Origin of the sequence: Roseomonas populi (assembly GCF_024594815.1) — a bacterium.
In the GTDB taxonomy this organism is placed as follows: Bacteria; Pseudomonadota; Alphaproteobacteria; order Acetobacterales; family Acetobacteraceae; genus Roseomonas; species Roseomonas populi.
Genome location: NZ_JANJOU010000016.1, coordinates 53,123 through 78,495 on the forward strand (window position 1 = coordinate 53,123; position 25,373 = coordinate 78,495).

Consider the following 25,373-nt stretch of genomic DNA (forward strand, 5'->3'; position numbering starts at 1 on the left):
CTCCGCGCGCGCCGTCGCAAGCGCGTGTTGGCTTCCAGCTGCGTGCTTGCGGCCCGCCAACCCGGATGAGAAGGCTAGAGGTCTCCTCATCCGGGTGTGGAGCAGCCCAGCCGCCTACCTGTTCGATGCTAACGCAGTCGCTCAGATCTGCGTCAGCCCGCCATCGACGACGAGCTCCGTGCCCGTGACGTAGGACCCATCCGGGCCTGCCAGGAACAGCACGGCGTTGGCGACCTCGTCCGCCTCACCAAAGCGTCGGAGCGGCACCTTCGCCTCGGTGTGCTCCGCAACCTTCTGCAGGTCCTGCTGGCTCAGGCCCAGCTTGCCGGCGAAGGGCGTGCTGATCGGGCCGGGGCTCAAGGCATTGACCCGGATCCCGCGCGGCGCGAGCTCAGCGCCCAGCGTTCGCGCCAGGGATCGCACCGCTCCCTTGGTGGCGGAGAGGATCGACAGGCCCGGCGTGCCCACCGTGTTCAGGTAGGAGGTGGTCAGCACGATGCTCCCGCCCCTCTCCATTAGCGGCACCGCCTTCTGGACGGTGAAGAACAGGCCCTTGAAGTTGACCGCGAACTGCTCGTCGATCTGAGCCTCCGTCACCGCCTCGAGCGGTGCGGCCAGGCCGAGGCCGGCATTGGCGAAGAGGATGTTGAGCCGGCCATACCGATCCCGCACCGCCTCGACGAGCCGATCGATCTCGGCCGGCCGGCGCAGATCGGCCTGGAGCGCGATGCCGTTCCCGCCGAGGGCCGCTGCGGCCGCGCTGAGCCGACCCGGGTCGTTCCCGACGGCGACGACCTGCGCCCCCTCCCGGCTGAACAGGGCCGCCGTTGCGAGGCCGATGCCGGACGTGCCGCCTGTGACGAGGGCGACCTTGCCGCTGAGCTTCATGAGATTTCTCCAGACGTTCGTGGATCGAAGCCGGAGCGCGCGTTCCGTGCGGGGGATATGGCGGCACTGGTGCGTGGCGGACAAACGGGATGATCTGCACTGCCGAAATAGTTTATCTTTACCGCATGCGCGCCCCGGACCACCTCAATGCCCTCCGAGCCTTCGAGGCCGCCGCCCGCCATCTGAGTTTTGCCCTCGCCGCCGAGGAACTGAGCGTGACGCCGGCGGCCGTGGGCCAGCTTGTCCGCCGGCTGGAGGACGTCCTCGGGGTCGAGTTGTTCCACCGGTTCCAGGCAGGCCCGGCTCGGCTGGTCCTGACGGAGGCCGCTAAGGCCGCCCTCCCGGACCTGCGGGCCGGCTTCGGGCACCTGTCCGCGGCCATGGATTGGCTGCACTCCGCGCGGGAGCGTCGGACACTCGCCGTCACGGTGCCCTCCGCCTTTGCCGACAAGTGGCTGTTGCACCGGTTGGAGGGTTTCGGCCGTGTCCGGCCGGACTACGCGCTGCGGATCGACACGAGAACCGGCCTGGCCGACTTCGCGGCGGAGGCGATCGATGTCGGCATCCGGTATGGCGCCGGCGTGTGGCCGGGGCTCACGGCGAGGTATTTGGCGCGGGACAGGTTCTTCCCGGTCTGCAGCCCGGCGCTCCTGGAGGGGCAGCATCCCCTTGCCGCGCCGGAGGGGCTGCGCCGCCACCAACTGATCCACGACACGTCGATGGGTTCCGTGGCGGAGTTTCCGACGTGGCGGGACTGGCACGCGCGCGCCGGCCTCCCCGTGGTGGAGAGCGAGCGCGGCCTGCACGTCGATGACTCGGCGGCCGCATTGCGCATGGCCATGGCCGGCAACGGTGTCGCCCTCGGGCGCAGCATGCTGGTTGCGGAGGATCTGGCGGAGGGGCGCCTCGTCAGCCCCTTCGGCCCGGCGCTCGATTGTTCGCTCGCCTACTACGTGGTCTGCCGTTCCGGGGATGCGGACGATCCGGCGATCGCCGCCTTCCGCGACTGGGTTCTCGAGGAAGCCGGGAGCGACGGCCATAGCGCGGCCGGCGCGGCGAGGAGCCGCCCGGCGTCCTGAGCGCGACGCCGGCCTCCCGTGATCCAGGGCGCGCCCGAGAGAGCGGGCAGGTCCCCGGGGGTTGCCGCCGCGGCGGGGCGCTCTCAGACGCGGCGCATCTGCTGCCGCACCTCGTCCGCGATCGGGTGCAGCGTCGCGGGCGGCAGGCTTCCCACGAGGCTGTAGCCATTCCCCTCCGTGGCCCAGGTGAAGGCCTGGACGGTGCCGTCGTCCCGGTGTGCCATGGGGGTGTCGCGGTCCACCGCCATCGGACGGGTGAGAAGGACAAGGCGGCTTCCGCGGTCGTCGTCGAACATGAACATCACCGCCGCGCCCTGCGTCGTGGGCACCAGCCGCCCTCCCATCAGCCGATACCCCTGCCCTGAGAGATCCGGCACCTTCACCTGCCGGCCCAGCCGTGTGGAGGCCCAGCGGACCAGCGTGGCGCTGTCCGCCGCGTGCAACTCTACCGGCCGCTCCCGGTCCGGCACGAATGCGGCGTAGCTCTCGGCCGCCTGCTGCGCGAGGGCCGCGATGCCCGCCGGGGCAGGCGACATCCTCCCATGGAGCCACCAGCCGCCGCTGCCGCCCAGGCCCAGCGCCAGGACGACGGCCGCCGCCATCTGCCAGGGCACCCGGCCTGGCCGTCGCCGCGCCTCGATCAGCCGGGCGAGGTTGAGCTCGGGCGGCACGGGCTCCGCCGCCACCGGCGCGAGCGCCTCCCGGAGGGCGGCGCGCTGGCGCCGATAAGCGTCGACCCGCGCCGCCACGGCCGGCTGCTCAGCCAGGTAGGCGTCCACCTCCGCCTGCCGGGAACTGTCGAGCAGCCCGTCCACCAGGGCATGCAGGTCATCCTCCGTGATGGGACGCTGGCTCATTTCACCCTCCGCAGATGCGGCACTTCCGCCGAAGCGGCTTCTCCCTCCATCGCCTGGCGAAGCCGCTCCCGCCCGCGCGCCAGACGCGACATCACCGTGCCCACGGGCACTCCCAGTGCCGCGGCCGCCTCTGCGTAGGACAGGTCCTCCACCGAGACCAGCAGCAACACGCTCCGTTGGTCCTCCGGCAGGGTGTCCAGGGCGCGCAGCAGGTCCCGGTGTCGGAGCGCGTCATCCTGGACTGGTGGCATGCCCGGCTCGGCCACCTCCTCCAGCGGGAGGTGCGGGCCGCGTCTGGCACCCTGCCGCAGCCGGTTGATCGCGAGGTTGTGCAGAATGGCGAAGACCCAGGCGCGCGCGTTCCCCTCGGCCCGGCGCAGATGCCAGCGGGACAGGGCGCGTTCCAGCCCGTCCTGCACCAAGTCATCCGCGGCGCTGCGGTCCCGCAGCAGGGCCCGGGCGTAGCGCCGCAAGGCCGGGATCATCGGCTCCAACGACTGAACCGTGTCCGTCATGGCAGGGCCCGCCCGCCCCGACCGGGATGATGGGGCCGCTTCCTCATGGTTGCCGCACCTGTTGCAGCGGTGCCCTCATCATCGCGACGGCGTCGCGGCTGGGCTGGACGGCCATGGCCTTCATTATCCGCGTCATCGCCTGATCAGGCCCGATCAGCAAGCGATGTTCCGCGACCGTCGAGGCGCCGTGCTGGTGGGCCTCACGCGCCGTCGTGGTACCTCCCGCGGCGAGTAGCCGAAATCCGGCCAGGGCTGCACTCCGCGCGGGCGGGCGGAAGCTGTTGCTCATGGGATCGTCCTGCGGTCGGGGAGGCGGGTCATGGCTAGGAGACACTCGCGCGCGCGAAATATTCCCGGCGTCCGACAGCTTATTCGCGGCCCCGCAGTCGTGTAGGAGCGGAGTGTCAGCTCCCTCCCCGCTTTTCCCGAGAGCGGCATTTTCGCTTGCGGCCAGCTTCGGTCGTGGCAGACCACCGCGTACTTCGAATGCACGCTGCCCAACCTCCTCAGTCACTCGGATCGTAGGGCCCGCTGGTATTTGCACACTGTCGAGGGTGATCAGGATAATCACCGTGAGCACTTCGCGACCCACGGGTCGGTGCACACCCAGAAGCCTCCCGCCCGTCATGCGTGGGCATCGCAACGGGGGGCGGGTGTGGGAAGCTCCCCCAAACGCTACCTAGCTTATAGATGGTTGCCAATCGACGCGACTCACGCCCACTCTTGAAACTGAGTTGTCGGGCGGGGTGAAGCGGGCGGCATGCATCGGCGAACCTGGGCTACCCTGGCACTTTCAGTGCCCTGGATAGTAGGTCCGGCAGCGCGCCGCTCCGCCGCGCAGGAGCCCGGGCGCACCCTGACCTTCGGCAACAACGCCACGGTCACCAGCCTCGACCCGCACTTCTACACGGCCACTCCGAATCTTGAGACGACGCGGCAGATCTTCGACGGCCTTACCGTCATGCGGGCCGATGGCAGCATCGGCCCGGCCCTGGCCGAATCCTGGACGCAGACGGCCCTGGAGATCTGGGAGTTCCGGCTCCGCCCGAACCTCCGCTTCTCGGACGGCACGCCCTTCACGCCCGAGGACGTGGCCTTCACCATCGACCGCATCCCGAACGTGCCGAACTCTCCCGGCTCCTTCGTCATCTTCACCGCCAGCATCGGCCGGGTGGAGGTGGTGGACGCCCGCACGGTCCGCCTGCACACCAAGGGGCCGGACCCGCTGGTACCCGCCAACCTGTCCTGGGTGGGGATGCTCAGCAGGCGGCTGCACGCCGGTGCCACGACGCAGGGCTTCAACGACGGCGCGCTGGCGATCGGCACCGGCGCCTACCGCCTCGTCTCCTACGCTCCCGGCGAGCGGATCGAGCTGGTTCGGAACGAGGGCTGGTGGGGCCCGCGCCCGGCATGGGACCGGGTGGTGAACCGCACGCTCCGCAACCCCGGCGCCCGCTCCGCCGCCCTGCTCTCGGGCGACGTGGACGTGATCAACGGCGTCCCGACGGCCGACCTCGCCCGGCTACGGGCCGATAGCCGCCTGGCGGTCGCGGAGACGGTGGGGCTGCGGATTGTCTACATCATGCTGGACACGTTGCGGGACGAGAGTCCCTTCGTGACCGGCCCGAACGGCGAGCCGCTCTCCCGCAACCCGCTGCGCGACCCGCGCGTGCGCCGCGCCCTTGCCGTGGCAATCGATCGCAACGCCCTGACCGAGCGCGTGATGGAGGGCTCCGCAGTGCCCACCGCGCAGGTGGTGCGCGAGGGGCTGAGCGGCCATGTGCCAGAGCTTCGGCCGGTCTATGACGCCGCTGCCGCACGGCGCCTGCTTGCCGAGGCCGGCTTCCCCAACGGGCTGCGCCTCACCCTGCACGGCCCGAACGACCGGTACCCCAACGATGCCCGCGTTCTGCAGGCCGTCGGCCAGATGTGGCAGCGCGCCGGCGTGCAGACCGTGGTCGAGGCGATGCCCTGGGCCAGCTTTTCCGCCCGGCAGGCCCGGCGCGACTTCTCGGCCTGGCTGCTCGGCGGCACGGCCGCGACGAGCGAGGCCTCCTACCCGCTCCGCTCCATCCTGAACCTGCGGGATGCCGCGCGCACCAACCGCCGCTACGACAACCCGGCCTTCGAGGCCGTGCTGGAGGAGGTCGGCCGCACGGTCGATCCGGCCGCGCGCGAGGCGCTGCTGCGCCGCGCCGTGACGATGTCCATGGAGGACGTGGCCATTATCCCCCTCTACATCCAGAAGGCCACCTTCGCCGCGCGGCGTGGCCTGCGCTTCGAGCCCCGGGTGGACGAGATGCTGGACTTCGCATCCGTCCAGCCATCCACCTGAGGGGCCGCCAGGGAGAGAACCGGACATGACGGGCAGCAGGGCAGGCGCGATCGCGCGCGCGCAGCGGGAGTACGACGACGGCGTCTTCGTCGATCGCCTGGCGAAGCTGGTGGCCGTGCCCACCGAGAGCCACCCGCCCGAGCACAAGGCGGACCTGGAGCGCTACTGCCACGCCGTGCTCGGCCCGATGGTCCGGGAGCTCGGCTTCGAGACCGTGGTGCTCGACAACCCCGAGCCGATCCACGGCCCCGTCCTCGTCGCCACTCGCATTGAGGACCCGGCGCTTCCCACCGTGCTCTTCTATGGCCACGGCGACGTGGTGCGCGCCATGCCCGAGCGCTGGCGCACCGGCCTCGATCCCTGGACGCTGAAGATCGAGGGCGACCGCATCTACGGGCGCGGCACGGTGGACAACAAGGGCCAGCACCTGCTGGGCATTGATGCCATGGGCGCCGTGATGGCCGAGCGCGGCGGGCGGCTGGGCTTCAACACCAAGATCATGGTGGAGACGGGCGAGGAGGCGGGCTCCCCCGGACTGCTGGAGTTCGTGCGGCGCCACAAGGACCTGCTGGCCGCCGATGTCTTCATCGCGCTCGACGGCCCGCGCGTCTCCCGCACCGTGCCGGACGTTACCCTCGGCACGCGCGGCGGCATCGCCATGGACATCGTGGTGGACCTGCGGGAGGGCGGGCACCATTCCGGCCACTGGGGCGGGCTGCTGAAGGATGCGGGCGTCATCCTGTCCCACGCCATCGCCAGCATTATCTCGCGCGACGGCCGCATCCTGGTTCCGGGCTGGACGCCGAAGAACGTGCCGGATTCCGTCACCCGCGCCGCCCGTGCCGTGCAGGCCGAGGTGCTGCCCGGCGCCCCGGTGCCGGAGCCGGACTGGGGTGAGCCCGGCCTGAACAACGCTGAGCGCATCTATGCCTGGAGCAGCGCGATCGTGCTCGCCAGCATCTCCGGACAGCCGGAATCACCTGTCAACGCGGTGGGCGGCAAGGCCCGCGCCCGCATCCAGCTCCGCCACACGGTGGACGTGAAGGCTGAGGACGTGGTGCCCGCGCTGGAGGCGCACCTAGCTGCCCAGGGTTTCGATGAGGTGAAGGTGGTCCCCGTGACGGAGCGGGACGCCTTCCAGGCGTCCCGCACGGATCCGGACGACCCCTGGGTGAAGGCCGTGGTATCCTCCTTCGCCGAGACCTCCGGCGGCGCGCCTAACATCATCCCCAACATCGGCGCCTCCGGCCCTTCGGAGTACTTCCGCCAGACCCTCGGCACGCCGGTGATCTGGATCCCCCATTCCTATGGCGGTTGCGGCCAGCACGGCCCGGACGAGCACGGGCTGGGCACGCTGTTCCGCGACGGGCTGGGCCTTATGGCCGGGCTCTGGTGGGACATCGGTGAGAAGGGACGCCCGGCCTGACAGTCACCTATGGCATTCCGACCAGCGGCCGCGCGGTCCTCTGCCCCGCCAGCACCATCCCCGGCCAGGTGGATGAGTCCTGGCCCTATCATGACGCGGGCGAGTGTGGAGAACCGGCGCGACAAGCTGACTGCCATAGTTGAATCAGCGCCGATGCAAGACGCGGCAGGACCTCCAGCTAAGCAGCTTTGTCAGTGCTGGCTTTGTCGGCCTCCTCGGGCAAATGCGTCAAACCACAGTGAAGGTCCGCAGCACGGCCGGATCAGGGTCGCGCCCCAGCCCTGGTCCGCTCGGCACTGTGAGCATGCCGCCTTCCGGGCACACAGAATCACCGAATGGGCTGGCGCCGAGCTCGCACCAATGGATCTCAATCGGGACTTCACCTTCCATTGCGGCGGCGAGATGCATCGAGGCCAGGAGGCCTGGGCCGAAATACGGCGAGTGCGCAGCCACCGTGACGCCGCTCGCCCTCGCCCGGTTCGCTGCGCGCCACCACTCACCGATGCCCCCGATCTTGGTGACGCTGGGCTGCACGACGTCGGCCGCACCTGCGCGCAGCAGTGCCTCGAACTCGAAGCTGTTGCAGGCATTCTCTCCCGTCGCGATACGCAGCCCGCCCTCCTGCCGCACCCGCGCCAGGCCAGCGTAATCTTCCGGTGGCCAAACCGGCTCCTCCAGCCAGAGCAGGTCATAGGGGGCGAAGCGGCGAGCAACCGCGATGGCCTCTTCCACCGTCCAAGGGCAGTTCGTGTCCACGGTCAGCGGCACATCCGGTCCCATGGCCTCACGCGCCGCTCTCACCTCCGCCTCACGGATCTCGTGCAGCTTCACCATGGAATAGCCACGTCGCACCGCCTCTGCCGCGTTGCGCGCGACGAGTTCGGGGTCGCCGTACCGCATCAGGCTGGCATAGGCCGGCAACCTGTCCCGTCGTGCTCCGCCGAGCAGCGTGGATACCGGCTGCCCGGCGCGCTTGCCGGCCAGATCCCATAGCGCGATCTCGAGGCCGGAGAGCGCGAAGACGATGGCCCCGGTACGTCCGAAAAGATGGAATACCTGGCGGAGAGCACCGATGGTGCCCTCGATGTCCGTGGCGTCGCGGCCGATGGCGACGGGCGCGATGTTGTGCGTCACCGCCGCTGCCGTGGCTTCCCAGGCGACATGGCTGAAGGCCTCGCCCCAGCCAACCAACCCGTCCGCCGTTTCCACGCGCACGAGGATCATATGGACGAACTCGCGCGGCCTGCCGGCGAAGCGCGGCTTGGGCCCGCCCACCTCGAAAGGCAGGGCGAGGGTCACGGCCTGGACGGATCGGATGATCAACGAGCGCGCGCTCCTACTGGGGCTGGATCTTCGCGGCGCGCACGACCTCGCGCCACTTCGCAACTTCGGCGCGGATCCAGTCGCTGAACTGCGCCGGACTGCTGGCCGCTGGGTCGCAGCCCAGCTCCGCCATGCGCTTCAGCATATCCGGCCGCTTTACGGCATCGGCGACTGCCGTGCTGATGCGCTCCAGGATCGGGCCAGGCGTACCGGCCGGGGCGATCAGACCGTTGATGGTCTGCGCGTCCACAGTTGGCAGGCCCAGCTCGCCCATGGTTGGCACATCCGGTAGCGCGGCGGAGCGGCTGGCACTGGTGATTCCGATCGCCACCGCTTGGCCACCGGTGGCAAGCGCACCCGCCTGCGACTGCGCGAGGAAGGCCAGTGTCACCTCACCCGTCAGCACGGCATTGGCGGGCAGCGAACCACCGCGGTAGGGAACATGAAGCAGGTCGGTCCCGAGCGCGAGACGAAGCTGCTCGCCGGCGATGTGCACCGCCGTGCCCACACCGGCGGAGGCGAAGGATACCTTGCCCGCGTTCGCGCGGATGTGGGACACCAGCTCCGCCATCGTCCGGACGCCGAGGCGCGGGTTGACCATCAGCACCAGCGGCGTCGTCGCCACCAGGCTGATGGCGGTGAAGTCGCGCAGCGTATCGTATGGCAGGCTGAACAGGGATGGATTCACCAGGAAGGCGAGGTCGATCATCCCAATCGTCTGGCCGTCCGGCGTCGCGCGCGCCACTGCTTCCGTGCCGATTGCGCTGTTGCCGCCCGGGCGGTTCTCCACCACCACGGCGGCGCCCAGTGCATCCCCGACCGGCGCGGCGATCAGGCGCGAGAGGATGTCGGTGCCGCCGCCGGGTGCGTAAGGCACGATGAGACGGATGGACCGGCCCGGTGCCGGCTGAGCCTTCGCTGCCGCTGAAAGCCCCGTAAGGCCGAGCAAGGCCACCGCCGCGCGACGCCGCATGCGTTCCTCCCCATTCCCTCTCACCGGCTGTTGCCGCCGGTTCTTGCTAGATCGGAACGCTGTTGGGGAGGGGAGTCAATCCTGCACTGCGCGCCTCACGCGGCCAGATCCTTCATCAGCGCGTAAAGCTCCGCCTGCCCCTCGAAGCCTATGCCCGGTCGGTCCGGCAGACGCAGCCATCCGTCCTCCACGCGAGCGTCGTCGGCGTATCCGGCGAAGGCACCGAAAACACCGGGATAGGCTTCGCACCCGCCGAGACCAAGCCCGCCGACCACCGCGAGCGACATCTGGTTGCCGCCATGGGGAAATATCTGCGCCCGAGAGAAGCCCGCCTTCTCCGCCATGGCCACGATGCGTGCAAAGGTCGCAAGGCCAAAGGCCTGGGGAGGATCCACCTGCAGGATGTCCCGGTCGGGCCGCAGCCCCCCGAATTGGATCATGTTGGCCACGTCCTGGAGGGAGTACAGGTTCTCGCCGGTTCCGATCGCGGGAGCGTAGGCGCCGCACACCTCCGCATAGAGCGCCAGGTCCAGGGGATGCACCGGCTCCTCGAACCAGCGCAGTCCATAGGGCGCGAGCATGGCCGCATAGGCGAGTGCACGCTGCCGGTCGAAGGCGCCGTTCGCGTCCACGGCCAGGTTGTGGCCGCCGCCAACGATCTCCAGCACGCCCTCGATGCGCCGGCGGTCCTCGTCCAGCGGCATCCCTCCGACCTTGGTCTTGAGCATGACGTAGCCGGCATCCCGGTGGCGGCGCATCTCGTCCTGCAGGTCCGCCACCGTCTGGCCGGGCCGGTACCAGCCGCCGCCGACGTAGCAGGGCACCCGCCCGCCCGGCGTCCCCGGGCCGTAGCGCCGGGCCAGAAGTGACCAGAGTGGCTCGCGCCGGGCCTTCGCGGCGGCGTCCCACAGCGCCGTCTCGATAGTGCCGATGGCCCAGGCACGCTCCGCGTCACCGCCCGGCTTCTCGCGGCGGTTCAGCACCGGCAGGCAGCGCTCCGGGTCCAGGAAACCTTCTTCGTCCAGCAGGCTCTCGGGCGCTTCTCCGAGCAGACGGGGGATGAAGCGGCCGCGCATCGCGCCGCCGCAGGCGTACCGGCCGGTTCCGTTGAAGGCGTAGCCGACAACCGGGCGTCCCTCGACCACGCGGTCCGTGATCACCGCGACGACCGAGGTCGTCATCTCGCCGAAGTCAAAGACGGCGTTGCGCATGGAGGAGCGGACGGGCACGGCCGTCTCGCGGATCTCGACAATTCGCATGATGGTCCTTCTTCAGTCGGCGCGGATGCCGGCCTCGCGCACCAGCGCGGCAAGCGCCGGCACCTCGGTCGCGAGCTGGGCGGCGAACTCGGCGGGAGTATTCAACAGGGCGCGGAAACCGATGCCCCGCAAGCGCCCCTCCGAGGACGCGGCGCGGACTATGGTGGTCACCAGTCCTGCGATACGCGCCGTTACCGGTTCTGGCGTGCCGGCGGGAGCGAACAGCGCCTGCCATGTTTCGCTCTGGAAGCCCGGTAGAACCGTTTCAGCGACCGTTGGCATACCCGGCAGGTCCGGCCAGCGCTCCGGGCCTGTGGTGGCGAGGCCGATGAGCCCGCCGGTGCGAACCAGGGACTGAGCTGCCGGCATCGCAGCGAAGCCCAGGGGAACCGTGCCGGCCAGCACGGCCTGCATCGCCGGGGCCGCCCCGTTAAAGGGCACATGCGTCAGCTCGATCCGCGTGGCGCGGCGGAACATCTCGGCCGCGAGGTGGGGACCGGTGCCACTGCCGGGGCTGGAATAGTCGAGCTTGCCGGGCTCCGCCCTTGCTCGGGCCAGCATGGCCGCCAGGGTCCCGATCTGCGCGGAGGGATGCGCCACGATGGCGTTCGGCGAGGTGACGGCGGCCGTGATTGGGGCGAAGTCGCGCAGCGGGTCATAGAGCGGCGGCCGGTCTTGGGGCTGCAGCGCCGGATTGGCGGCGAAGGCGCTGGAACAGAACAGCAGCGTGTGGCCGTCCGGTGCGGCACGCGCCACCGATTGGATGCCGATGTTTCCGCCGGCCCCTGGCCGGTTCTCGATGACGACGGGCTGGCCCAGCGACGTGCCAAGTGGCTCCCGCAGCATCCGGGCTATAATGTCCCGGCAGCAAAGGGCACGATGACTCGCACCGGTCTGCTCGGGGCCCAGCTGGCCTGGCCTCGCGCGACAGCGGGAGCGGCGAGAGCGGCCACCAGGCTGCGGCGAGCGAGGATCATGCGGCTCTCTCTCATTCCACGGCAATCCGCATGCGCGCCGCCACGTCGCGATAGCGCGCGATCTCTCTCGCGATGAAGGCGGCGAATTCCGACGGGGGCATTCCGCCCGCCTCCGCCGAGGCATCGTCCAGGAGGCGCCGCATCGGCTGCGAGGCAAGGGCCTCCACCGTGGCCGCATAAAGGCTCTCAACCGCCGGCGCGGGTAGCCCCGCCGGGCCGAAGAGGCCGAACCAGGACCGGATCTCCACACCGGGGGCTCCGGACTCATCCAGGGTAGGCAGGTCAGGGAAGCGCGCCACGCGGCCAGATGTGCTGACTGCCAGGGCTTTGATGCGCCCGGCGTGCATGAGGGGCGCGGCTGCCGCCAGCCCATCGATCACGAAGTCCACCTGCCCTCCCGCCAGGTCGGCCAGCGAAGGGCCGGTGCCGCGATAGGGAACGTGGACCACGTCGATCCCCGTCGCTGCCCGCAGCATCTCCCCCGCGACGTGCTGCACCGAGGCCACGCCGGAGGAGGCATAGGTCAGCCGGCCGGGGGCGCGCCGGGCTGCGTCCAGGAGGTCCTGCGTGCTCGCATAGGGAGCTCCCGCATTGACCAGCAGCGCATGCGGCTGCGCCGCGACAAGGGTAATCGGCGTGAAGGCGGTTCGCGGGTCGAAGCCGAGCCTCTGGTCGAGGTTGGCCGCAATGGCATTGGCGGTGGAATGGCCGAGCAGCAGCGTCGTCCCGTCGGGCGCCGCATGGGCAACGAGGTCGGCCCCGATGATGCCGGCAGCACCGCCCCGGTTCTCAACAACCACCGCCTGCTCCAGCTGGGCCTGCAGCAACGGGGCCAGCGAGCGCGCCAGGATGTCCGTGAAGCCGCCTGGCGGAAAGCCGACGATGAGGCGGATCGGCCGCGCGGGGCGCCAGCGGGCGGGAGACTGAGCTCTGGCCGTCCCGCCGGATGCCGCCGTCAGCAGCGCCAGCACGACACGCCGGCCATGCCAAGCCTCTTGGCGCATGGACCCTATCCTCCCGTTTCGTTACGATTTAACCCATCAGCTAACAATCCACCATCGGCCTTCGCGCGGATGCGCCGGCCGGGTTCAGTCCAGTGACAGCGAGACACATGCCAGGAAGCGGTGGGAGGATCCGATCTCGCCTTCGATCAATCGCCGGAGTTCGGCGGGCGGCATGCCATCGGGGGTGTGCGGAACATGGCCGATCCGCAAGCACCAGATGTCATATCCGACCCACCTGAGCGCGAGGATCAGAGTGACCATGGTCACCCGCCTGCTGAGCCAGCGCTGCCCACGGAGCCCCGGCGTCCGCAGCCTGCCCGTCCGCGGCTTTAGCAACCAGGTGGGCCTGATCCTGGAGCCGGTGGCGCACGGCCTGGGCTTCGCGGTCATCCCGCGCTACGCGCGGCAGGCCTCTCCTCGGGCTGAGGCGATCCGCGTCGTCGAGGGCGGGACAGCGGTGGTGGGCACGCTCTGGCTGATCCATCGCTCCGAATGGCCGGCCCGGCCTGTGCGGTCAGGGTGCTGGACTACCTGCAGGAGCGTGTCTCTCAGGATGGGGTGTGCCAGGGGGACACCCGGCAAGGAGGCTCTCAGGCGATGAGGTAGCCGCCATCGACGGGCAGGATCACGCCGGTCATGAATGACGCCGCGGGGCTGGCCAGGAAGCACGCGGCGCCCGCGACATCGGCCGGCAGACCCCAGCGCCCGAGCGGCGTGCGCGAGAGGATCGGCCCCGAGCGCGTGGGATCGTCCTGGAGTGCCTGTGTCAGCGGGGTCGCGATCCAGCCCGGCGCAACGGCGTTCACCCGGATGCCGTCCGGAGCATAGGCCATGGCGAGGGACTTGGTCAGCTGCGCCACACCGCCCTTGCTCGCGCTATAGGCCGGCACGAGGCCGCCGCCGAAAAAGGAGAGCATGGAGGCGGTGTTGATAATGCAGCCCCGGCTTTCCGCCAGCCGGGCTCGGGCGGCCGTGCAGACCCGCATCGTACCGGTGAGATTGATCGCCAGCACGCGCTCGAAAACATCGAGCTGGTGCTCCTCCACGCGGCGGATCACGCCGGCGCAGTTCACCAGGATGTCGAGGCGGTCGAGCGATCCAATCATGGCCTCGACCCCCTCCGCATCCGTCACGTCGAGCTCGCGGGCCATGACATCGACGTCCGGCGGAAAATGGCATTCCGCCGCGCCCAGGCCGACGGCGATGACGTTGGCACCAAGGCGCGCCAAAGCCTCCGCGATCCCGGCCCCGATGCCGGTGGTGCCGCCAGTGACGACGGCCGTGCGGCCGGCCAGCAGACCCGGCGCGAAGGCGGCCTGGGCGGCCGGCATGGTCATGTCAGCCGTCATCGCACGAACTGATCCGCGTATGCCGCGCCGAGACCAACCTCCTCGTAGTGCTTGCGGCACATGTCGAGTTTCGTGAACACGTCCTCGTAGCCGGTGTGCCGGCCCCAGGGATCGACGTAGTACATGCAGCCATTCACCTGGAAATAGGTGATCATCTCCTCCACGCCCTCGTCCACGACGAGGGTGTGGATCTCGCCGGGCGGCTCTAAGGCGTAGGAGCCCTCGCTGGCCACCCAGTCGTGCTCCAGGTAGCGCCAGCTTCCCTTCAGCACAAAGGCATGGACCGGGCCGGGATGGCGGTGGCGGCTGAGGATGCCGGAGCGGCGGACCTTCAGCAGGTTCATCCAGTAGCCGCCCGAGAGGCTGAGGCAGAGCGGGCGGAACCAGACGTTCTCGGCCTGGGGAACCCAGACCCGGTCGTCCTCCGGGATGGCGGGGGCCACGACGAGGTCGGGCAGGCAGCGCTCGTGCTGCGGGTGCTGGTAGGGCATCCGCCTCAGCGTCTCCGCGTCCAGCCCCGCAGCCGGATCGGCTTCCGTCACGCGGTCGTTCATCGGCGCATCCTCCGTTATGGGTTCACGCGGTTAAGCGGCGCCTCGCCCCGCAGGACTCGGGCCACCTCCTGCGCGGACATGGATTGCAGGTCCGCGATGCTGTCCTCGGAGTACCAAGCGGCGTGGTCGGTCAGGATCACGTTGGACAGGCCGCGCAGCGGGTTGTCCATCGCCGGCGGCTCCGCCTCGAACACGTCCAGGCCGGCACCGGCGATTTGGCCCTCTCGGAGGGCCGCAGCCAGGGCCACCTCGTCAATCAGAGTGCCGCGACTGGTGTTGACGATGATCGCCGTGGGCTTCATCGCCGCCAGGAAGTCGGCGTTGATGATGTGGCGCGTCACCGGGAGCGCCGGCGCGTGCAGGCTGATCGCATCCGCCTCCCGCGCGATGGTGGCGGCGTGGGTCAGTTCGCACCCCTCCGGCGCCTCGCGCAGCCCGGGATCGGCGATGAGGATGCGCCCGAAGCCAAGGGGCCGAACCTTCCGCAGGAGGGCCGCCCCGATCCGTCCCAGTCCGATCAGGCCGAGCGTGCGGCCGCGGATGCGCCACTGCGGCAGGCTGCGCGGCACGCCCCAGCCACCTTCCGCCATGCGGGCGGCCGATTGCGGCAGACGGCGCCAGAGCGCCATGAACAAGGCCAGGGCGTGGTCCGAGACCTCCTCCGTCCCATAGTCCGGCGTGTTGCAGACAGGGATGTCCCGCGCCTTCGCCGCGGAGAGCGCGATATTGTCCACGCCGACGCCGGCGCGGACGATCACGCGCAGCTCCGGCGCGCCGGCGATGGCCTCGGCCGTGATCGGGCTCTCCCGCACGATCGCGGCGGTGGCGTCCCGCAGGGCCTCGGCCACGCGCGCAGCATCGCCTCGGCAGGGCCGCAGCTCCACCGTCGCCCCGATCGGGGCGAGGATGGCCCGCTCCGCCTCGTAATGTTCGTAGCCGTCGTCGAGGACCGCGACGATCATGCCGCACGGCTCCCGGCCAGCAGCGCGCCGATGGCGGCCGCCGTTGGGATAGGGGCTACTGCGCCGTAGCCCGTGGTGGAAAGGGCGGCGGCCGCATTGGCGTAGCGGGCGGCGTGGAAGGGATCGTCCCCGGCGACGTACCGGGCCAGGAAGGCGCCGGCGAAGGTGTCGCCCGCCCCGGTGGCGTCCACGGCCTGCACCGCGTGGCCAATGACTCTCTCCCGCCGCTCCCGCGTGCAGACGAGGACACCGTCCTTGCCGAGCTTCAGCAGCACGACCGGGCAAAGGTTCAGGTAAAAGTCCGCGATCGCCTCCGGGTCGCTCAGCCCCGTCAGCACCTCGGCATCCTCGAAGGAGGGGAAGACGATGTCGGATCGCGCGATGGCGGCATGCATCACGGCGGCCGCGCGCCGGGCGGGCCAAAGGCGGAGGCGCAGGTTCGTATCGTAGGAGACCTTCACCCCTGCGCCCCGCGCTGCCTCGATCGCGGCGAAGACGGCGTCGCAGGCCGTCTCGGAGATAGCCTGGCTGATGCCGGAGACATGCAGCACCTTCGCGGCCGCAATGGCCGGCAGCGGCAGGTCAGCCACCGTGTAGCGGGCCGCGGCGCTGCCGGTGCGATAGAAGGTGAAGTGATGGCCCCCCTCGTCATGGGTGACGAAGTAAATGCCGGTCTGGGCCGCGGGATTGGTCCGCACGGTCGCAGTGTCCACCCCTTCCTGACGCCAGAGCGCCTGGAAGGATTCCCCGCCCGCATCCGCGCCCACCGCCGTGATGTAGCCCACGCGGGCCCCGCTGCGGGCGGCGGCGATGGCGGCGTTGCTGGTATCTCCGCCATGGCCTTCCAGGTAGAGGATGCGGCCTTCCGCATCGGGCGCCTGCTGGTTGAACTCCAGCATCGGCTCGCCCATGCAGAGGATGTCGGGCGGGGTCGCCATGCTCAGATGCGCCCGTACTTGGCAAGACCCTTGGCGAGCGACTTCTCGGCGATGATCAGCCGGGCCTGCTCCGCCTCGCGCTCGTCGATCTCGCGCGCCATGGCCAGCACCTCGGCCGCCTTGGCCGGGGGCACGACGCAGACGCCGTCGATATCGGCCACGATCAGGTCGCCGGGATGGACCATGATGTTGCCGATGCTGACGGGCACATTGCCGGAGACGGTGCCGGTGCGGCCAAGCGAGGTGCCAGGGGACGCGTAGCGGGCATAGACCGGCAGGTCGTAGTCGCGCCGGATCTCCGGGATGTCGCGCACGCCGCCGCCGAGCACGGCACCGGCATGGCCGTTCGCCACCGCGCCCGCCGTCATCAGCCCGCCCCAGAAGGCCAGGTCCTCATCGCCCATGGCGGCGATGCAGATCACGCTGCCGGCGGGGCTGGAATCGATCAGCTCCAGCGCGTGGGTGGGGGGCAGGAACTCGTGGGTGGGCGTGTGCAGCACGGTCACGGCGGGGCCGACCATGCGCTTCTCGTTGATGCGGTTCTTGATCTCGTGGTGCATGTAGCCGCGGCGGCCTACCACCTTGTCCAGCGCATCGGCCACGGAGGCGATGGCGACGGTCTTGAAGCCTTCGATGATTTCAGGGGTCAGCATTCGGTCCTCGTTCTCTTCAGATGTGCATCAGGCCGAGCGCGTCCTCGGCGGCGCGCCGCACGGAAGCGCGGTCCCCGGCCAGGATCGCGGCCTCGTCCACCAGCTTGCCGCCGATGCCCACGAAGGCGGCGCCGGCGGCGAGGTAGTCGGGGGCGTTGCGGGCGTCCACGCCGCCGGTGGGGCAGAAGGCCACGCCGGGGAATACGGCACTCAGCGCCCGCAGGTGGGAGGGGCCGCCGGCGGAGCTGGCGGGGAAGATCTTCACTACGTCGGCGCCCGCGGCCAGGGCGGCGCGCACCTCCGTCGGCGTCATGGCGCCCGGCATCATCCCGGCGCCGGCCGCCTTCGCCACCCGCGCCACCTCGGGATCGACCCAGGGGGTGACGAGGAAGCGGGCACCTGCGGCGATGCAGGCCTCGGCGGAGGCGACGTCACGCACAGTGCCGGCGCCGACCACCAGGTCGGGGTCGGAGGCCAGGTCGCGGATGAGGGCGGGCGCGTCGGGTACGGTCATGGTGATCTCGAAGATCCGCATGCCGGCCTCGTGCAGCCAGCGCACGGCCGTCTCGGCGGTCGCCGTCGCGTGGGTGCGGATGACGGGGACCACCCTTGCCCGGCGAAGCGTCGGAATCAGGCTATGCATCAGATCTCTGTCCTGGGGGCGGCCGGACGCGGAGGCGCCCGGCCGTCGTGAAGTGTGGGGTTTAGGCTGCTTCCTGCGCCCGCCGCGTCGCGTTCTGCAGCTTCTCGGTCCACTCGCGGCCGATCTCCTTGTCCAGCCATTCCCGCACGGGACCCTGGGCGCGCTGGCGGAAGGCGTCGATCTGGGCGGAGGTCAGGCGCTGCACGGTCATGCCCTTCTCCTTCAGGATCACCTCGGCATTGGCGTCCTGCGCCGCGGTCATGCCGCGGTGGATCACTTTCGCTACCTCCACGCCCTGCAGCACCGCCGCCTGCTCCTCCTTGCCCAGCCGGTTGAAGAAGCGGTCGGACATCATGTAGGCGTGCAGCGAGTACACGTGGCCGTCGAGCGTGATGTGCTTCTGGCTCTGGTAGAGGCTGGCGGCGAGGATGTTGGTCACGCCGTTCTCCTGCCCGTCCACCGTGCCCTGGGAGAGCGCGGCGGGCAGCTCGCCCCAATCGATCGCCGAGGCGGAGGCGCCGAGCGTCTCCATCAGCTTCACGAAGACCGGCGAGGGCTGCACGCGGATTTTGAGGCCACGCATGTCGTCGGGCGTGACGATCGGGCGCTTGCTGTTGGTGATGTGGCGGATGCCGTTATCGGCATGGGCGAAGAGGCGGATGTTGACCTTCTTGCGCATGTCCTCGGCCATCTCGGCGCCGAAGGCGCCGTCCAGCACCTTCCAGGCGATCGCCTGGTTCTCCCACAGGAACGGCAGGGAAAAGGCTTGGTAAGGCGCGTAGACGCCGGCGATGCCGCCGTCATGCACCACGGCCATCTCCAGGCTGCCGAGGCGGAGCTGCTCCATCACCTGCTGGGCCGGGCCGATCTGGCCGGCGGGGAAGATGTCCACCCGGATGCGGCCGGCGGTCAGGCCCTCCACCGTGCTCTTGAACGCGAGCGCGGCGGCGTGCTTCGGCTGGTCCAGCCGGCCCGGCTGATAGTGGGTGTAGCGGATGATGCGCGCCTGCTGCGCGCCCACCACCGCGGGCATCGCCAGGGTGGCGGCGCCGGCCGCGGCTCCCAGCATCAGGTGACGACGGTTGATCTTCATTGGGATTTCCTCCTTTGCGATTTACTTGGCGTAGCCCATGGCGTGCGGCAGCCAGACGGACAGGCCGGGCACGAGGGTGAGCAGGAGCAGGATGGCGATCTGAGCGGCCAGAAAGGGCCAGAGCTCCTTCACGATCCGCCCCATGGATTCGCCGCTGACGACCTGCGTGACGAAGAGCAGCCCGCCGACCGGCGGCGTGATCATCCCGAGCGTCAAGTTGACGATGACGACAATGGCGAAGTGCATGGGATCGATCCCCATGCTGGCGGCCAGGGGCGCGAGGATGGGAACGAGGATCATCACGCCCGGCAGCGGCTCGATGAAGATGCCAAAGAGCAGCAGGAAGATGTTGACGACGAGCAGGAAGCCGATCGCCGAGAGGCCGAGGGTGCCGATCCACTCGCCCACGGCCTGCGGCACCTGCAGCACCGTCAGCACGTAGCCAAAGCTGTTGGAGGTGGCGATGATCAGCATCACCGCCGCCGTCATCACGCAGCTGCGGACGAGGATGCCTGGAAGGGCCGAAAGGGCGAGCGAGCGGTAGAAAAAGAGCCCGCAGACCAGGGCGTAGAACACGGCGACCGCGGACGCCTCGGTCGGCGTGAAGACGCCGCCGTGGATGCCGCCAATGATGATCACGGGCAGCAGCAGGGCCGGGATGGCGCTAATGGAGAGCGAGACGAACTCGCGGAAGGGCGGACGGGAATCCACCCCGCGGTAGCCGCGCTTGACGCTGATCCAGTGATTCACGCCCAGCAGCGCGGCCGAGATCAGAAGGCCTGGGACCACACCCGCGATGAAGAGGCCGTTCACGGAGACGGAGTTATCCGTCAGCGCATAAACCACCATGATGATGGAGGGCGGGATGATCGGCCCGACGATGGCCGTGGCCGCCGTCAGCGCCGCGCCATAGGCACCGGAATAGCCGCCCTCCTTCATCATGCGCTGGATCACCGCACCGGGGCCGGCGGCATCCGCCAGCGCACTGCCGGACAGCCCGGAGAAGAGCGTGAGGGTGATGATGTTGGTGTGGCCCAGCCCGCCGCGGGCCCGGCCCACGCAGGCGGCCGCGAAGCGCAGCAGCGTGTCGGTCAGGCGCCCGCCCGTCATCAGCTCGGCGGAGAGGATGAAGAAGGGGATGGCGAGGAGGGGAAAGCTGTCCAGCCCGGCAAATACCTGCTGCGGCACGACCAGAAGGTCTGCCAGATCCTCCTTCCAGATCACGGCCGCGCTGGCCATGCCCATGGTGAAGGCGATGGGGACGCCGAGCGCCAGAGTGGCGAGGAAGACGAGGGTGAGGGTGATCATGGCGCGATCGCTCCGTAGGCCCGGCGGTTCAGAGCGCGCCGCCGAGTTCGGCGGCGGTGACCTTGTCCTCGTCACTGCGGGCCTGCCGGACGAAGCCGGGCGCCATCAGGGCGAGGTGGATGAGCATCAGCACGCAGCCCACGGGAACGGCGAGATAGACCATGCCGGCCGAGAGCCGCAGCACCGGGCTGTGCTGCCCCCAGGCGAAGATTGCGTAGTCCCAGCCCCACCAGCCCAGCAGGACGAGGAAGGCGGTCACCAGCAGCACGATCAGCATCCGCACCAGCCGCGCGGCGGGTTCCGGCAGGGCGTCCGGCAGCGTCTCCACGGCGATATGCGCGCCCTGTCGCAGCGCAAGGCCGGAGCCGAGGAAGGCGAGCCAGACCACCATGTAGCGGCTGACTTCCTCCGCCCAGGCGAAGGACTGGCCGAAGCCGTAGCGGAGCACGACGTTGGCGAAGACGAGGGTGCAGGAGGCCGCCAGCAGGACAGCGCAGACGAAGCGGTTCACGAAGAGGAAGGCGCGTTCCATGGCGTTCACTCCGTCCGCCGCGGCTTGAGGGCGGCCTTCATGCGGGCGAGCCGCTCATCGGCCGCCGGTGGTGAGAGCAGCGCCACGGCGACGGCCAGGGCATCGCCCATCACAAGATGCGCCAGGCGGGAGACCATGGGCGTATGAAGTTCCGTGTCCTCCTCCACCTCCACGGGAACGAGAAGCGTCGAGACTTCGGCCAGCGGAGAGCCGGGGCGCGTGACGGAAAGGACGGTCGCGCCGGCCTGCCGTGCCAGCTGCGCCGCCTCCACCAGCTCACGCGAGCGGCCGGTATGGGAGATGCAGAGCGCGACCGCGTCGCCGTCGAGGGTGGCGGCGGCCATGGCCTGCATGTGCGGGTCGCTGCGCGCGACGACGCCACGGCATACACGGAACAGCTTGTGCGCCAAGTCTTGCGCGACCGCCGCGGAGGCACCGAAACCCCAGATCTCCACGCGAGAGGCCCGCACCAGGGCCGGCGCGGCGCGCTCGATCACCGTGGGATCCAGGGTCTTCTGCAGGTTTTCCAGTGCAGCGATGGCTGTTCCCAGGACGGCGCCGGCGACCTCAGAGACGGGCGTGTTCGCCTCCACCCGCCGGTGCATGCGCGGGCGCTGATCAGTCCGCGCGAGGGCCATCCGCAGGTCGCCGAAGCCTTCCAGGCCGAGGGAGCGGCAGAACCGGACCACAGTTGGCTCGGAAACGCCGGCGCGCCGCGCGACATGCGCCAGGGTGCCGGTCATGGCGGCATCGGGATCCGCAATGACCAGCTGCGCCACCTTACGCTCAGCCGGGCTCAACTCGCCCATTGCAGAACTGATCTGTTCCTGCACGCTTCCCGCCCTCAATTCTTGTCGTAGTGCTACTACATCGTGGGACCGGTCTTCAAGAGGGCTGTATGATGTCCTTTAGATGAGTGCGTCCGGGCTTGGTACTAGACGGCGAGGAGCCGTGCTGAGCCTTGGGCCAGCGAGGCTGCCATTCTCACCGCGACGCCTATTTTGCCGCTGCTCCAGTCGAAGTCGTTGTAGTGCTACGCCAAGAACGGACGGTTGGGGGACGGGCCAGGGTAAGCGGCAGCGCGGTGAGAGGCCGCTGCCAACCTGCCCGGCAAACAGTGCCGCCAAGGTGCCCATTTCAGTGAGCGTCCGCTTTCCTGACGCCTCGCTTGCAAGCGGATTAACGGCTTACTTCGGCCTTCATCGTTCCCTCCCCGTTATGCCTTGGGCGTGGGCAGAACCTAGACGGGGCGGAATGGAGCGATGCTTCACGTCCGCTTAGCCATCGTTCGAGTTCAAGGGCTGACGGGCAGCTCTCGGCCAAAACGGGCCGCTGCGAAGGCGTGCCATCAACGGCGCGAGGCCCGGCCCGCAGCGCTGGACGCGGGAGACCAGAGGTCCACCCGCGCCAGCCGCCCGCACGCCGAGGGCAGCCTCGTGCCCAGGTCGCTCGCCACGCAGCCACCGGTACCGTCGTCGAACCTAGCGCCCCGTGCCCGGCGGCATACCTGCTTCAGGACACCGCCACGGGATCGAGTACGACGGCGGTACGCTCAGCAAGATCGCCGATGAGCGAAAGGTATCTCTGGAAGTGCGGAGTTGCGCGGTGCGCCGCCACCGCCTCGCCGTCGACGTAAAGTTCGTCAAGCACGAACCGGGCAGGGTTGGCTTGGTCCTGCCAGAGGTCGTAGCGCAGGTTGCCCGACTCCGCGCGGCTTGCGGCGATCATCCCATCCAACAGGGCCCGCAGTTCCGCGGCCTTCCCTGCCCGGGCGGCGAGGATCGCCATGATCTTCACTTGGTTCGACATCTTGCTGTTCCCTGTCAGATGAGCGGGATCGGCGGGGCGCGAGCGAAGCGCCCCGCCGGTCATGCGGGTTCTCACGCCATCACGAGCGGTCGAGCGAGCGCTTCGATCAGCTTGGCGGCGAGGGCATGGTCGGAACTCGGGTTCTGACCGGTGATTAGCTCGCGATCGACCACTACGTTCGGGGCGAAGTCGACCGGGTTGCTGGTCACCCTGCCGCCCGCGGCCTGCAAGGCCGCCGGCATGTCGAAGTAGAGCCTGCCGAGCAGCAGGTGCTCCTCGGCGATCCTCTCCTCGCTCGCCGAGAAGACGGTCATCTGATAGCCCTCATAGGGCCAGCCCCGGGCGAACTCGGCCGCCCCGGCCGTGTCCCCGGCGATTAGCGCGGCGCGGAATTCGCGGGCTCGCGGCATAGCCGCGGCAATGGCGACCGGGCCGTGGCAGAGCAGCGCGGTCGGCTTCCCGGCCTCGTGGAAGTGCCGGAGGACCGCGCCCATCTCGGCGTCCTGCATGAGGTCGACCACCGGGGCATGGCCGCCGGGCACGAAGAGGCCGGCGTAGCCGCCCAGTCCGCCATCGACCACGGAGTGCAGCGTGCGCACCTGGTTCATGGAGGGATCGTCGGCATAGAAGCCCCTGGCGCGTCCATGGGCAGCCTCGTCACCTCCGAAGTGCTGCGGAGAATCCGACGCTTCGTCGATATGCGGCTTGGTCCCGTCCGGCGTGGCGAGCACCACCCGGTAGCCGGCCTCGATCAGCGCCATTACCGGCACGACCGTCTCATTCAGGTATTGCCCGATCGCGGCCGAGCCGCCGCCCTGGAGCTCGATCCGCGTGGCGTTGGAGCCAACTACGAGCACTGTTCCCTTGGTCATCTGAGCCTCCGCTGCCCCGTCCGCTTCCCTGCGGACGAGCGCACCATCGTCGCTCCAGAGGTATTCCAGAAGTTTATTGCTTTGATTCTAGATATATTGAGCGCATTATAAGCCGTGCGCTATGACCTCAACCTCCTGCCGATCTTCATCGCCCTGATGGAGGAGCGCAGCGTCACGCGCGCCGCGGAACGCCTCGGCATGACCCAGCCCGCCCTGTCGAACGCGCTCTCACGCCTGCGGGTCATGTTGCAGGACCAGCTCTTCGTCCGGGAACGCTACGGGATTCAGCCGACCCCGGTCGCCCTGGAGTTGGCACCCGGTATCGCTGAGGCGCTGGCGAGGCTCGACGACGCCGTGCTCGGCCAGCAGGAGTTCGACCCGTCCAAGGCCGAGCGTCTGCTGACTATCGCGCCCAACGGCTATGTCGAGTTCGTCCTGGTACCCGCGGTGGTGGCGAGGCTGCGCCAGGTCGCCCCCGGCATCCGGTTACGACTGACGCCGTACAGCAACGATCTCGCAGAGACCGGCGTCACCTCCGGGACAACCGCGCTGGTCCTCGGCCGGGTCGTCGATCCGCCCGACAACCTCGTCGTGCAGCACCTGATGGACGAGGGGCTCTCCTGCGTAGTGCGGGCAGATCATCCCGAGATCGGCGATAGCATGACCCGGAAGCAGTTCGAGCGGCTCAGGCACGTAAACGTGGTGCCACCCGGCCGCATGCGGGCCGGGCTGTTCCAGGCGCTCGCGCAGCAGCAGCTCAAGCGCGAGGTCGCCATCTCCGTCACGAACTTCTTCGCGGTCGCCGAGATGGTCGCCGTCACAGACTACTGCGCGACGCTGCCAGATCTCATCTGCCGCCGGCTGGCACATGATCCCCGGCTCAAGGTCCTGCCTCCGCCGGTGAACCTCGGGACATTCCCGGTCGAAATGGCGTGGCACGTCCGATACCGCCAAGATCCGGCGCACCGGTGGCTGAGAGCGCTCATCGCCGAAGTGGCGGTGAACCTCTCGGGCCCGCCGCATTGAGGAGCAGGGCGACTTAGCGGTCATACTTGCTCCTTGAGGAAGTCCTCGAAAGCGGGCGGAGCGCTGATTGCTGGCCGAGCCAATCCGGGAGGAGGCGCGAAGACCTGAGAGGCTACTCCCTGAAGATCACGCCTCGCTGATCTAGCCAGGCGCGATATTCATCCCTCTGTACCGGGCACCAAGACCCGGTTCCGCGCGTCTAGATCGTGAAGCCCCATCAATGATTAGGCTGGCTCCCGCGACGCAGCCAGCCGCGTCGCGGGCGACGCATGAGACGAGGCCAGCGAAACCAAGCCCGACAGGGGAGAGGGTTCACGGGAGGTGGCCTCGATGGCGCAGGGCGCCGCCAGGACGGCGAGACCCAGGACACTCAGTGAAGCGATCCGGAAGGGCATCTTCTTGAGGAAGGTCATGCACGATGCCATTTCAGGTAGGCCGGGTGGCCGTTGCAGAGGTGAGGGTCAGTTTCACCTTGATGTTGCCGCGCGTGGCCCTGGAGTAGGGGCAGGTTGCATGCGCCTCCTCCACCAGTTCGTGCGCGAGCGCGGGATCGAGACCGGGAAGGGAAGCGGCGAGGCGGCCGCGCAGGTGGAAGCCATCCTCTGCCTTGCCGAGGTCCACCTCCGCATCCACGGCCGTGCCCGCTGGCAGCGCCAGCCTGCGACGGCCCGCAGCCAGCCCCATCGCGCCGATGAAGCAGGCGGACCACCCCGCCGCGAAGAGCTGCTCGGGGTTCGTCCCAGGCTGCGCGCTGCCCGAGGGCGAGAGCCGCAGGTCCAGCCGGCCGTCATCGCTGCTGGCGCTTCCGTCGCGCCCGCCAGTGGTGTGGGTACGGCCGGTGTAGAGGACCGTCTCGATCGTCATCATGGGATGCTCCTCAGCCCCTCGGGCCTGGGACGCGGCCGCTCCGGGCCGTGAGGTGAGTATCCAGTGGGAAGGTATCCGGCGCTTGTCCGAGTTTTCGCGCCTTCGTATCGGACCTCCGCCAGCCGCGGACG

At 69.4% G+C, this 25,373-nt stretch carries 27 protein-coding genes; 4 read left to right on the top strand and 23 right to left on the bottom strand.

Going from position 1 to position 25,373, the window contains the following annotated elements:
• Nucleotides 1-141: 141 nt before the first annotated feature.
• Entirely contained in the window at nt 142-888 is a 747-nt protein-coding gene (locus tag NRP21_RS17190; protein ID WP_257717456.1) for an SDR family oxidoreductase, read from the bottom strand.
• Nucleotides 889-977: 89 nt separating this feature from the next.
• Between NRP21_RS17190 and gcvA the strand changes: the two genes are divergently transcribed.
• Nucleotides 978-1,967, top strand: a complete 990-nt coding sequence (gene gcvA, locus NRP21_RS17195; protein WP_257717457.1) for a transcriptional regulator GcvA — start codon at nt 978-980, stop codon at nt 1,965-1,967.
• Nucleotides 1,968-2,050: 83 nt separating this feature from the next.
• On the opposite strand, the gene NRP21_RS17200 is transcribed toward gcvA, so the two are convergent.
• Genes NRP21_RS17200 through NRP21_RS17210 form a run of 3 tightly spaced genes read right to left on the bottom strand, consistent with a single transcriptional unit; the run spans nt 2,051 to nt 3,628 of the window.
• Nucleotides 2,051-2,824 (bottom strand): anti-sigma factor family protein, encoded by a 774-nt coding sequence (locus NRP21_RS17200; protein ID WP_257717458.1) that lies wholly within the window; start codon nt 2,822-2,824, stop codon nt 2,051-2,053.
• Nucleotides 2,821-3,339 (bottom strand): sigma-70 family RNA polymerase sigma factor, encoded by a 519-nt coding sequence (locus NRP21_RS17205; protein ID WP_257717459.1) that lies wholly within the window; start codon nt 3,337-3,339, stop codon nt 2,821-2,823. Before NRP21_RS17205 ends, NRP21_RS17200 begins: the two co-directional genes overlap by 4 nt.
• A 43-nt stretch (nt 3,340-3,382) precedes the next feature.
• Nucleotides 3,383-3,628 (bottom strand): hypothetical protein, encoded by a 246-nt coding sequence (locus NRP21_RS17210; RefSeq protein WP_257717460.1) that lies wholly within the window; start codon nt 3,626-3,628, stop codon nt 3,383-3,385.
• Between the two features lie 471 nt (nt 3,629-4,099).
• On the opposite strand from NRP21_RS17210, the gene NRP21_RS17215 reads away from it, so the two are divergent.
• Both NRP21_RS17215 and NRP21_RS17220 read left to right on the top strand, forming a co-directional pair.
• The gene (locus NRP21_RS17215) at nt 4,100-5,674 is read left to right on the top strand and encodes an ABC transporter substrate-binding protein (RefSeq protein ID WP_257717461.1); all 1,575 of its coding nucleotides are present in this window, start codon (nt 4,100-4,102) and stop codon (nt 5,672-5,674) included.
• A 25-nt stretch (nt 5,675-5,699) separates the two neighbouring features.
• Complete coding sequence (locus NRP21_RS17220; RefSeq protein ID WP_257717462.1) at nt 5,700-7,100, top strand: M20/M25/M40 family metallo-hydrolase; 1,401 nt, start codon at nt 5,700-5,702, stop codon at nt 7,098-7,100.
• Between the two features lie 228 nt (nt 7,101-7,328).
• Here the strand turns inward: NRP21_RS17220 and NRP21_RS17225 are convergent, their stop codons facing one another.
• The 18 genes from NRP21_RS17225 to NRP21_RS17310 all read right to left on the bottom strand — a co-directional run bounded on the left by NRP21_RS17225 (nt 7,329) and on the right by NRP21_RS17310 (nt 23,349).
• The gene (locus tag NRP21_RS17225) at nt 7,329-8,423 is read right to left on the bottom strand and encodes a mandelate racemase/muconate lactonizing enzyme family protein (protein ID WP_257717463.1); all 1,095 of its coding nucleotides are present in this window, start codon (nt 8,421-8,423) and stop codon (nt 7,329-7,331) included.
• Between the two features lie 13 nt (nt 8,424-8,436).
• The gene (locus tag NRP21_RS17230) at nt 8,437-9,396 is read right to left on the bottom strand and encodes a Bug family tripartite tricarboxylate transporter substrate binding protein (protein WP_257717464.1); all 960 of its coding nucleotides are present in this window, start codon (nt 9,394-9,396) and stop codon (nt 8,437-8,439) included.
• A gap of 95 nt (nt 9,397-9,491) precedes the next feature.
• Nucleotides 9,492-10,655 carry an enolase C-terminal domain-like protein gene (locus NRP21_RS17235; RefSeq protein WP_257717465.1) on the bottom strand — a complete coding sequence of 388 codons (1,164 nt, stop codon included), beginning with the start codon at nt 10,653-10,655 and terminating at the stop codon, nt 9,492-9,494.
• 12 nt (nt 10,656-10,667) lie between these two features.
• Nucleotides 10,668-11,501: a tripartite tricarboxylate transporter substrate-binding protein gene (locus tag NRP21_RS17240; RefSeq protein ID WP_257717466.1), complete on the bottom strand. Its 834-nt coding sequence runs from the start codon at nt 11,499-11,501 to the stop codon at nt 10,668-10,670.
• Between the two features lie 142 nt (nt 11,502-11,643).
• A complete protein-coding gene (locus NRP21_RS17245) occupies nt 11,644-12,636 on the bottom strand; it encodes a Bug family tripartite tricarboxylate transporter substrate binding protein (RefSeq protein ID WP_257717467.1) in 993 nt (330 codons plus the stop codon).
• An 84-nt stretch (nt 12,637-12,720) separates the two neighbouring features.
• The gene (locus NRP21_RS17250) at nt 12,721-12,897 is read right to left on the bottom strand and encodes a hypothetical protein (protein ID WP_257717468.1); all 177 of its coding nucleotides are present in this window, start codon (nt 12,895-12,897) and stop codon (nt 12,721-12,723) included.
• Nucleotides 12,898-13,226: 329 nt separating this feature from the next.
• Entirely contained in the window at nt 13,227-13,985 is a 759-nt protein-coding gene (locus tag NRP21_RS17255; RefSeq protein WP_257717469.1) for an SDR family NAD(P)-dependent oxidoreductase, read from the bottom strand.
• Nucleotides 13,982-14,539 (bottom strand): 2,4'-dihydroxyacetophenone dioxygenase family protein, encoded by a 558-nt coding sequence (locus NRP21_RS17260; protein ID WP_257717470.1) that lies wholly within the window; start codon nt 14,537-14,539, stop codon nt 13,982-13,984. Before NRP21_RS17260 ends, NRP21_RS17255 begins: the two co-directional genes overlap by 4 nt.
• A gap of 14 nt (nt 14,540-14,553) precedes the next feature.
• Nucleotides 14,554-15,501, bottom strand: a complete 948-nt coding sequence (locus NRP21_RS17265) for a C-terminal binding protein (RefSeq protein WP_257717471.1) — start codon at nt 15,499-15,501, stop codon at nt 14,554-14,556.
• Complete coding sequence (locus NRP21_RS17270) at nt 15,498-16,439, bottom strand: sugar kinase (RefSeq protein WP_257717472.1); 942 nt, start codon at nt 16,437-16,439, stop codon at nt 15,498-15,500. Before NRP21_RS17270 ends, NRP21_RS17265 begins: the two co-directional genes overlap by 4 nt.
• A gap of 2 nt (nt 16,440-16,441) precedes the next feature.
• Nucleotides 16,442-17,092 (bottom strand): RraA family protein, encoded by a 651-nt coding sequence (locus tag NRP21_RS17275; RefSeq protein WP_257717473.1) that lies wholly within the window; start codon nt 17,090-17,092, stop codon nt 16,442-16,444.
• Nucleotides 17,093-17,108: 16 nt separating this feature from the next.
• The gene (locus NRP21_RS17280) at nt 17,109-17,735 is read right to left on the bottom strand and encodes a bifunctional 4-hydroxy-2-oxoglutarate aldolase/2-dehydro-3-deoxy-phosphogluconate aldolase (protein ID WP_257717474.1); all 627 of its coding nucleotides are present in this window, start codon (nt 17,733-17,735) and stop codon (nt 17,109-17,111) included.
• 61 nt (nt 17,736-17,796) lie between these two features.
• Nucleotides 17,797-18,828: a DctP family TRAP transporter solute-binding subunit gene (locus NRP21_RS17285; protein WP_257717475.1), complete on the bottom strand. Its 1,032-nt coding sequence runs from the start codon at nt 18,826-18,828 to the stop codon at nt 17,797-17,799.
• Nucleotides 18,829-18,849: 21 nt separating this feature from the next.
• Entirely contained in the window at nt 18,850-20,136 is a 1,287-nt protein-coding gene (locus NRP21_RS17290; protein ID WP_257717476.1) for a TRAP transporter large permease, read from the bottom strand.
• 28 nt (nt 20,137-20,164) lie between these two features.
• Nucleotides 20,165-20,668: a TRAP transporter small permease gene (locus NRP21_RS17295; RefSeq protein ID WP_257717477.1), complete on the bottom strand. Its 504-nt coding sequence runs from the start codon at nt 20,666-20,668 to the stop codon at nt 20,165-20,167.
• Nucleotides 20,669-20,673: 5 nt separating this feature from the next.
• A complete protein-coding gene (locus NRP21_RS17300) occupies nt 20,674-21,501 on the bottom strand; it encodes an SIS domain-containing protein (RefSeq protein ID WP_257717478.1) in 828 nt (275 codons plus the stop codon).
• 679 nt (nt 21,502-22,180) lie between these two features.
• Nucleotides 22,181-22,540 carry a putative quinol monooxygenase gene (locus NRP21_RS17305; RefSeq protein ID WP_257717479.1) on the bottom strand — a complete coding sequence of 120 codons (360 nt, stop codon included), beginning with the start codon at nt 22,538-22,540 and terminating at the stop codon, nt 22,181-22,183.
• Nucleotides 22,541-22,548: 8 nt separating this feature from the next.
• Entirely contained in the window at nt 22,549-23,349 is an 801-nt protein-coding gene (locus NRP21_RS17310; protein WP_257717480.1) for a type 1 glutamine amidotransferase domain-containing protein, read from the bottom strand.
• A 114-nt stretch (nt 23,350-23,463) separates the two neighbouring features.
• Here NRP21_RS17310 and NRP21_RS17315 point away from each other — a divergent pair, with 114 nt between their 5' ends.
• Nucleotides 23,464-24,375, top strand: a complete 912-nt coding sequence (locus NRP21_RS17315) for a LysR substrate-binding domain-containing protein (RefSeq protein ID WP_257717481.1) — start codon at nt 23,464-23,466, stop codon at nt 24,373-24,375.
• A 426-nt stretch (nt 24,376-24,801) separates the two neighbouring features.
• Here the strand turns inward: NRP21_RS17315 and NRP21_RS17320 are convergent, their stop codons facing one another.
• Nucleotides 24,802-25,242 (bottom strand): organic hydroperoxide resistance protein, encoded by a 441-nt coding sequence (locus tag NRP21_RS17320; RefSeq protein WP_257717482.1) that lies wholly within the window; start codon nt 25,240-25,242, stop codon nt 24,802-24,804.
• Between the last annotated feature and the right edge of the window lie 131 nt (nt 25,243-25,373).

Bases quoted from the DNA above. Each gene is read 5' to 3' on its own strand.
- NRP21_RS17310 (WP_257717480.1), bottom strand. From the start codon at position 23,349: ATGACCAAGGGAACAGTGCTCGTAGTTGGCTCCAACGCCACGCGGATC.
- NRP21_RS17320 (WP_257717482.1), bottom strand. From the start codon at position 25,242: ATGATGACGATCGAGACGGTCCTCTACACCGGCCGTACCCACACCACT.
- NRP21_RS17245 (WP_257717467.1), bottom strand. From the start codon at position 12,636: ATGCGCCAAGAGGCTTGGCATGGCCGGCGTGTCGTGCTGGCGCTGCTG.
- NRP21_RS17270 (WP_257717472.1), bottom strand. From the start codon at position 16,439: ATGGCGACCCCGCCCGACATCCTCTGCATGGGCGAGCCGATGCTGGAG.
- NRP21_RS17240 (WP_257717466.1), bottom strand. From the start codon at position 11,501: ATGCTGCGGGAGCCACTTGGCACGTCGCTGGGCCAGCCCGTCGTCATC.
- NRP21_RS17215 (WP_257717461.1), top strand. From the start codon at position 4,100: ATGCATCGGCGAACCTGGGCTACCCTGGCACTTTCAGTGCCCTGGATA.
- NRP21_RS17280 (WP_257717474.1), bottom strand. From the start codon at position 17,735: ATGCATAGCCTGATTCCGACGCTTCGCCGGGCAAGGGTGGTCCCCGTC.
- NRP21_RS17295 (WP_257717477.1), bottom strand. From the start codon at position 20,668: ATGGAACGCGCCTTCCTCTTCGTGAACCGCTTCGTCTGCGCTGTCCTG.
- NRP21_RS17265 (WP_257717471.1), bottom strand. From the start codon at position 15,501: ATGATCGTCGCGGTCCTCGACGACGGCTACGAACATTACGAGGCGGAG.
- NRP21_RS17305 (WP_257717479.1), bottom strand. From the start codon at position 22,540: ATGACCGGCGGGGCGCTTCGCTCGCGCCCCGCCGATCCCGCTCATCTG.
- gcvA (WP_257717457.1), top strand. From the start codon at position 978: ATGATCTGCACTGCCGAAATAGTTTATCTTTACCGCATGCGCGCCCCG.
- NRP21_RS17190 (WP_257717456.1), bottom strand. From the start codon at position 888: ATGAAGCTCAGCGGCAAGGTCGCCCTCGTCACAGGCGGCACGTCCGGC.
- NRP21_RS17235 (WP_257717465.1), bottom strand. From the start codon at position 10,655: ATGCGAATTGTCGAGATCCGCGAGACGGCCGTGCCCGTCCGCTCCTCC.
- NRP21_RS17205 (WP_257717459.1), bottom strand. From the start codon at position 3,339: ATGACGGACACGGTTCAGTCGTTGGAGCCGATGATCCCGGCCTTGCGG.
- NRP21_RS17285 (WP_257717475.1), bottom strand. From the start codon at position 18,828: ATGAAGATCAACCGTCGTCACCTGATGCTGGGAGCCGCGGCCGGCGCC.
- NRP21_RS17210 (WP_257717460.1), bottom strand. From the start codon at position 3,628: ATGAGCAACAGCTTCCGCCCGCCCGCGCGGAGTGCAGCCCTGGCCGGA.
- NRP21_RS17230 (WP_257717464.1), bottom strand. From the start codon at position 9,396: ATGCGGCGTCGCGCGGCGGTGGCCTTGCTCGGCCTTACGGGGCTTTCA.
- NRP21_RS17255 (WP_257717469.1), bottom strand. From the start codon at position 13,985: ATGACGGCTGACATGACCATGCCGGCCGCCCAGGCCGCCTTCGCGCCG.
- NRP21_RS17220 (WP_257717462.1), top strand. From the start codon at position 5,700: ATGACGGGCAGCAGGGCAGGCGCGATCGCGCGCGCGCAGCGGGAGTAC.
- NRP21_RS17200 (WP_257717458.1), bottom strand. From the start codon at position 2,824: ATGAGCCAGCGTCCCATCACGGAGGATGACCTGCATGCCCTGGTGGAC.
- NRP21_RS17275 (WP_257717473.1), bottom strand. From the start codon at position 17,092: ATGCTGACCCCTGAAATCATCGAAGGCTTCAAGACCGTCGCCATCGCC.
- NRP21_RS17250 (WP_257717468.1), bottom strand. From the start codon at position 12,897: ATGGTCACTCTGATCCTCGCGCTCAGGTGGGTCGGATATGACATCTGG.
- NRP21_RS17260 (WP_257717470.1), bottom strand. From the start codon at position 14,539: ATGAACGACCGCGTGACGGAAGCCGATCCGGCTGCGGGGCTGGACGCG.
- NRP21_RS17290 (WP_257717476.1), bottom strand. From the start codon at position 20,136: ATGATCACCCTCACCCTCGTCTTCCTCGCCACTCTGGCGCTCGGCGTC.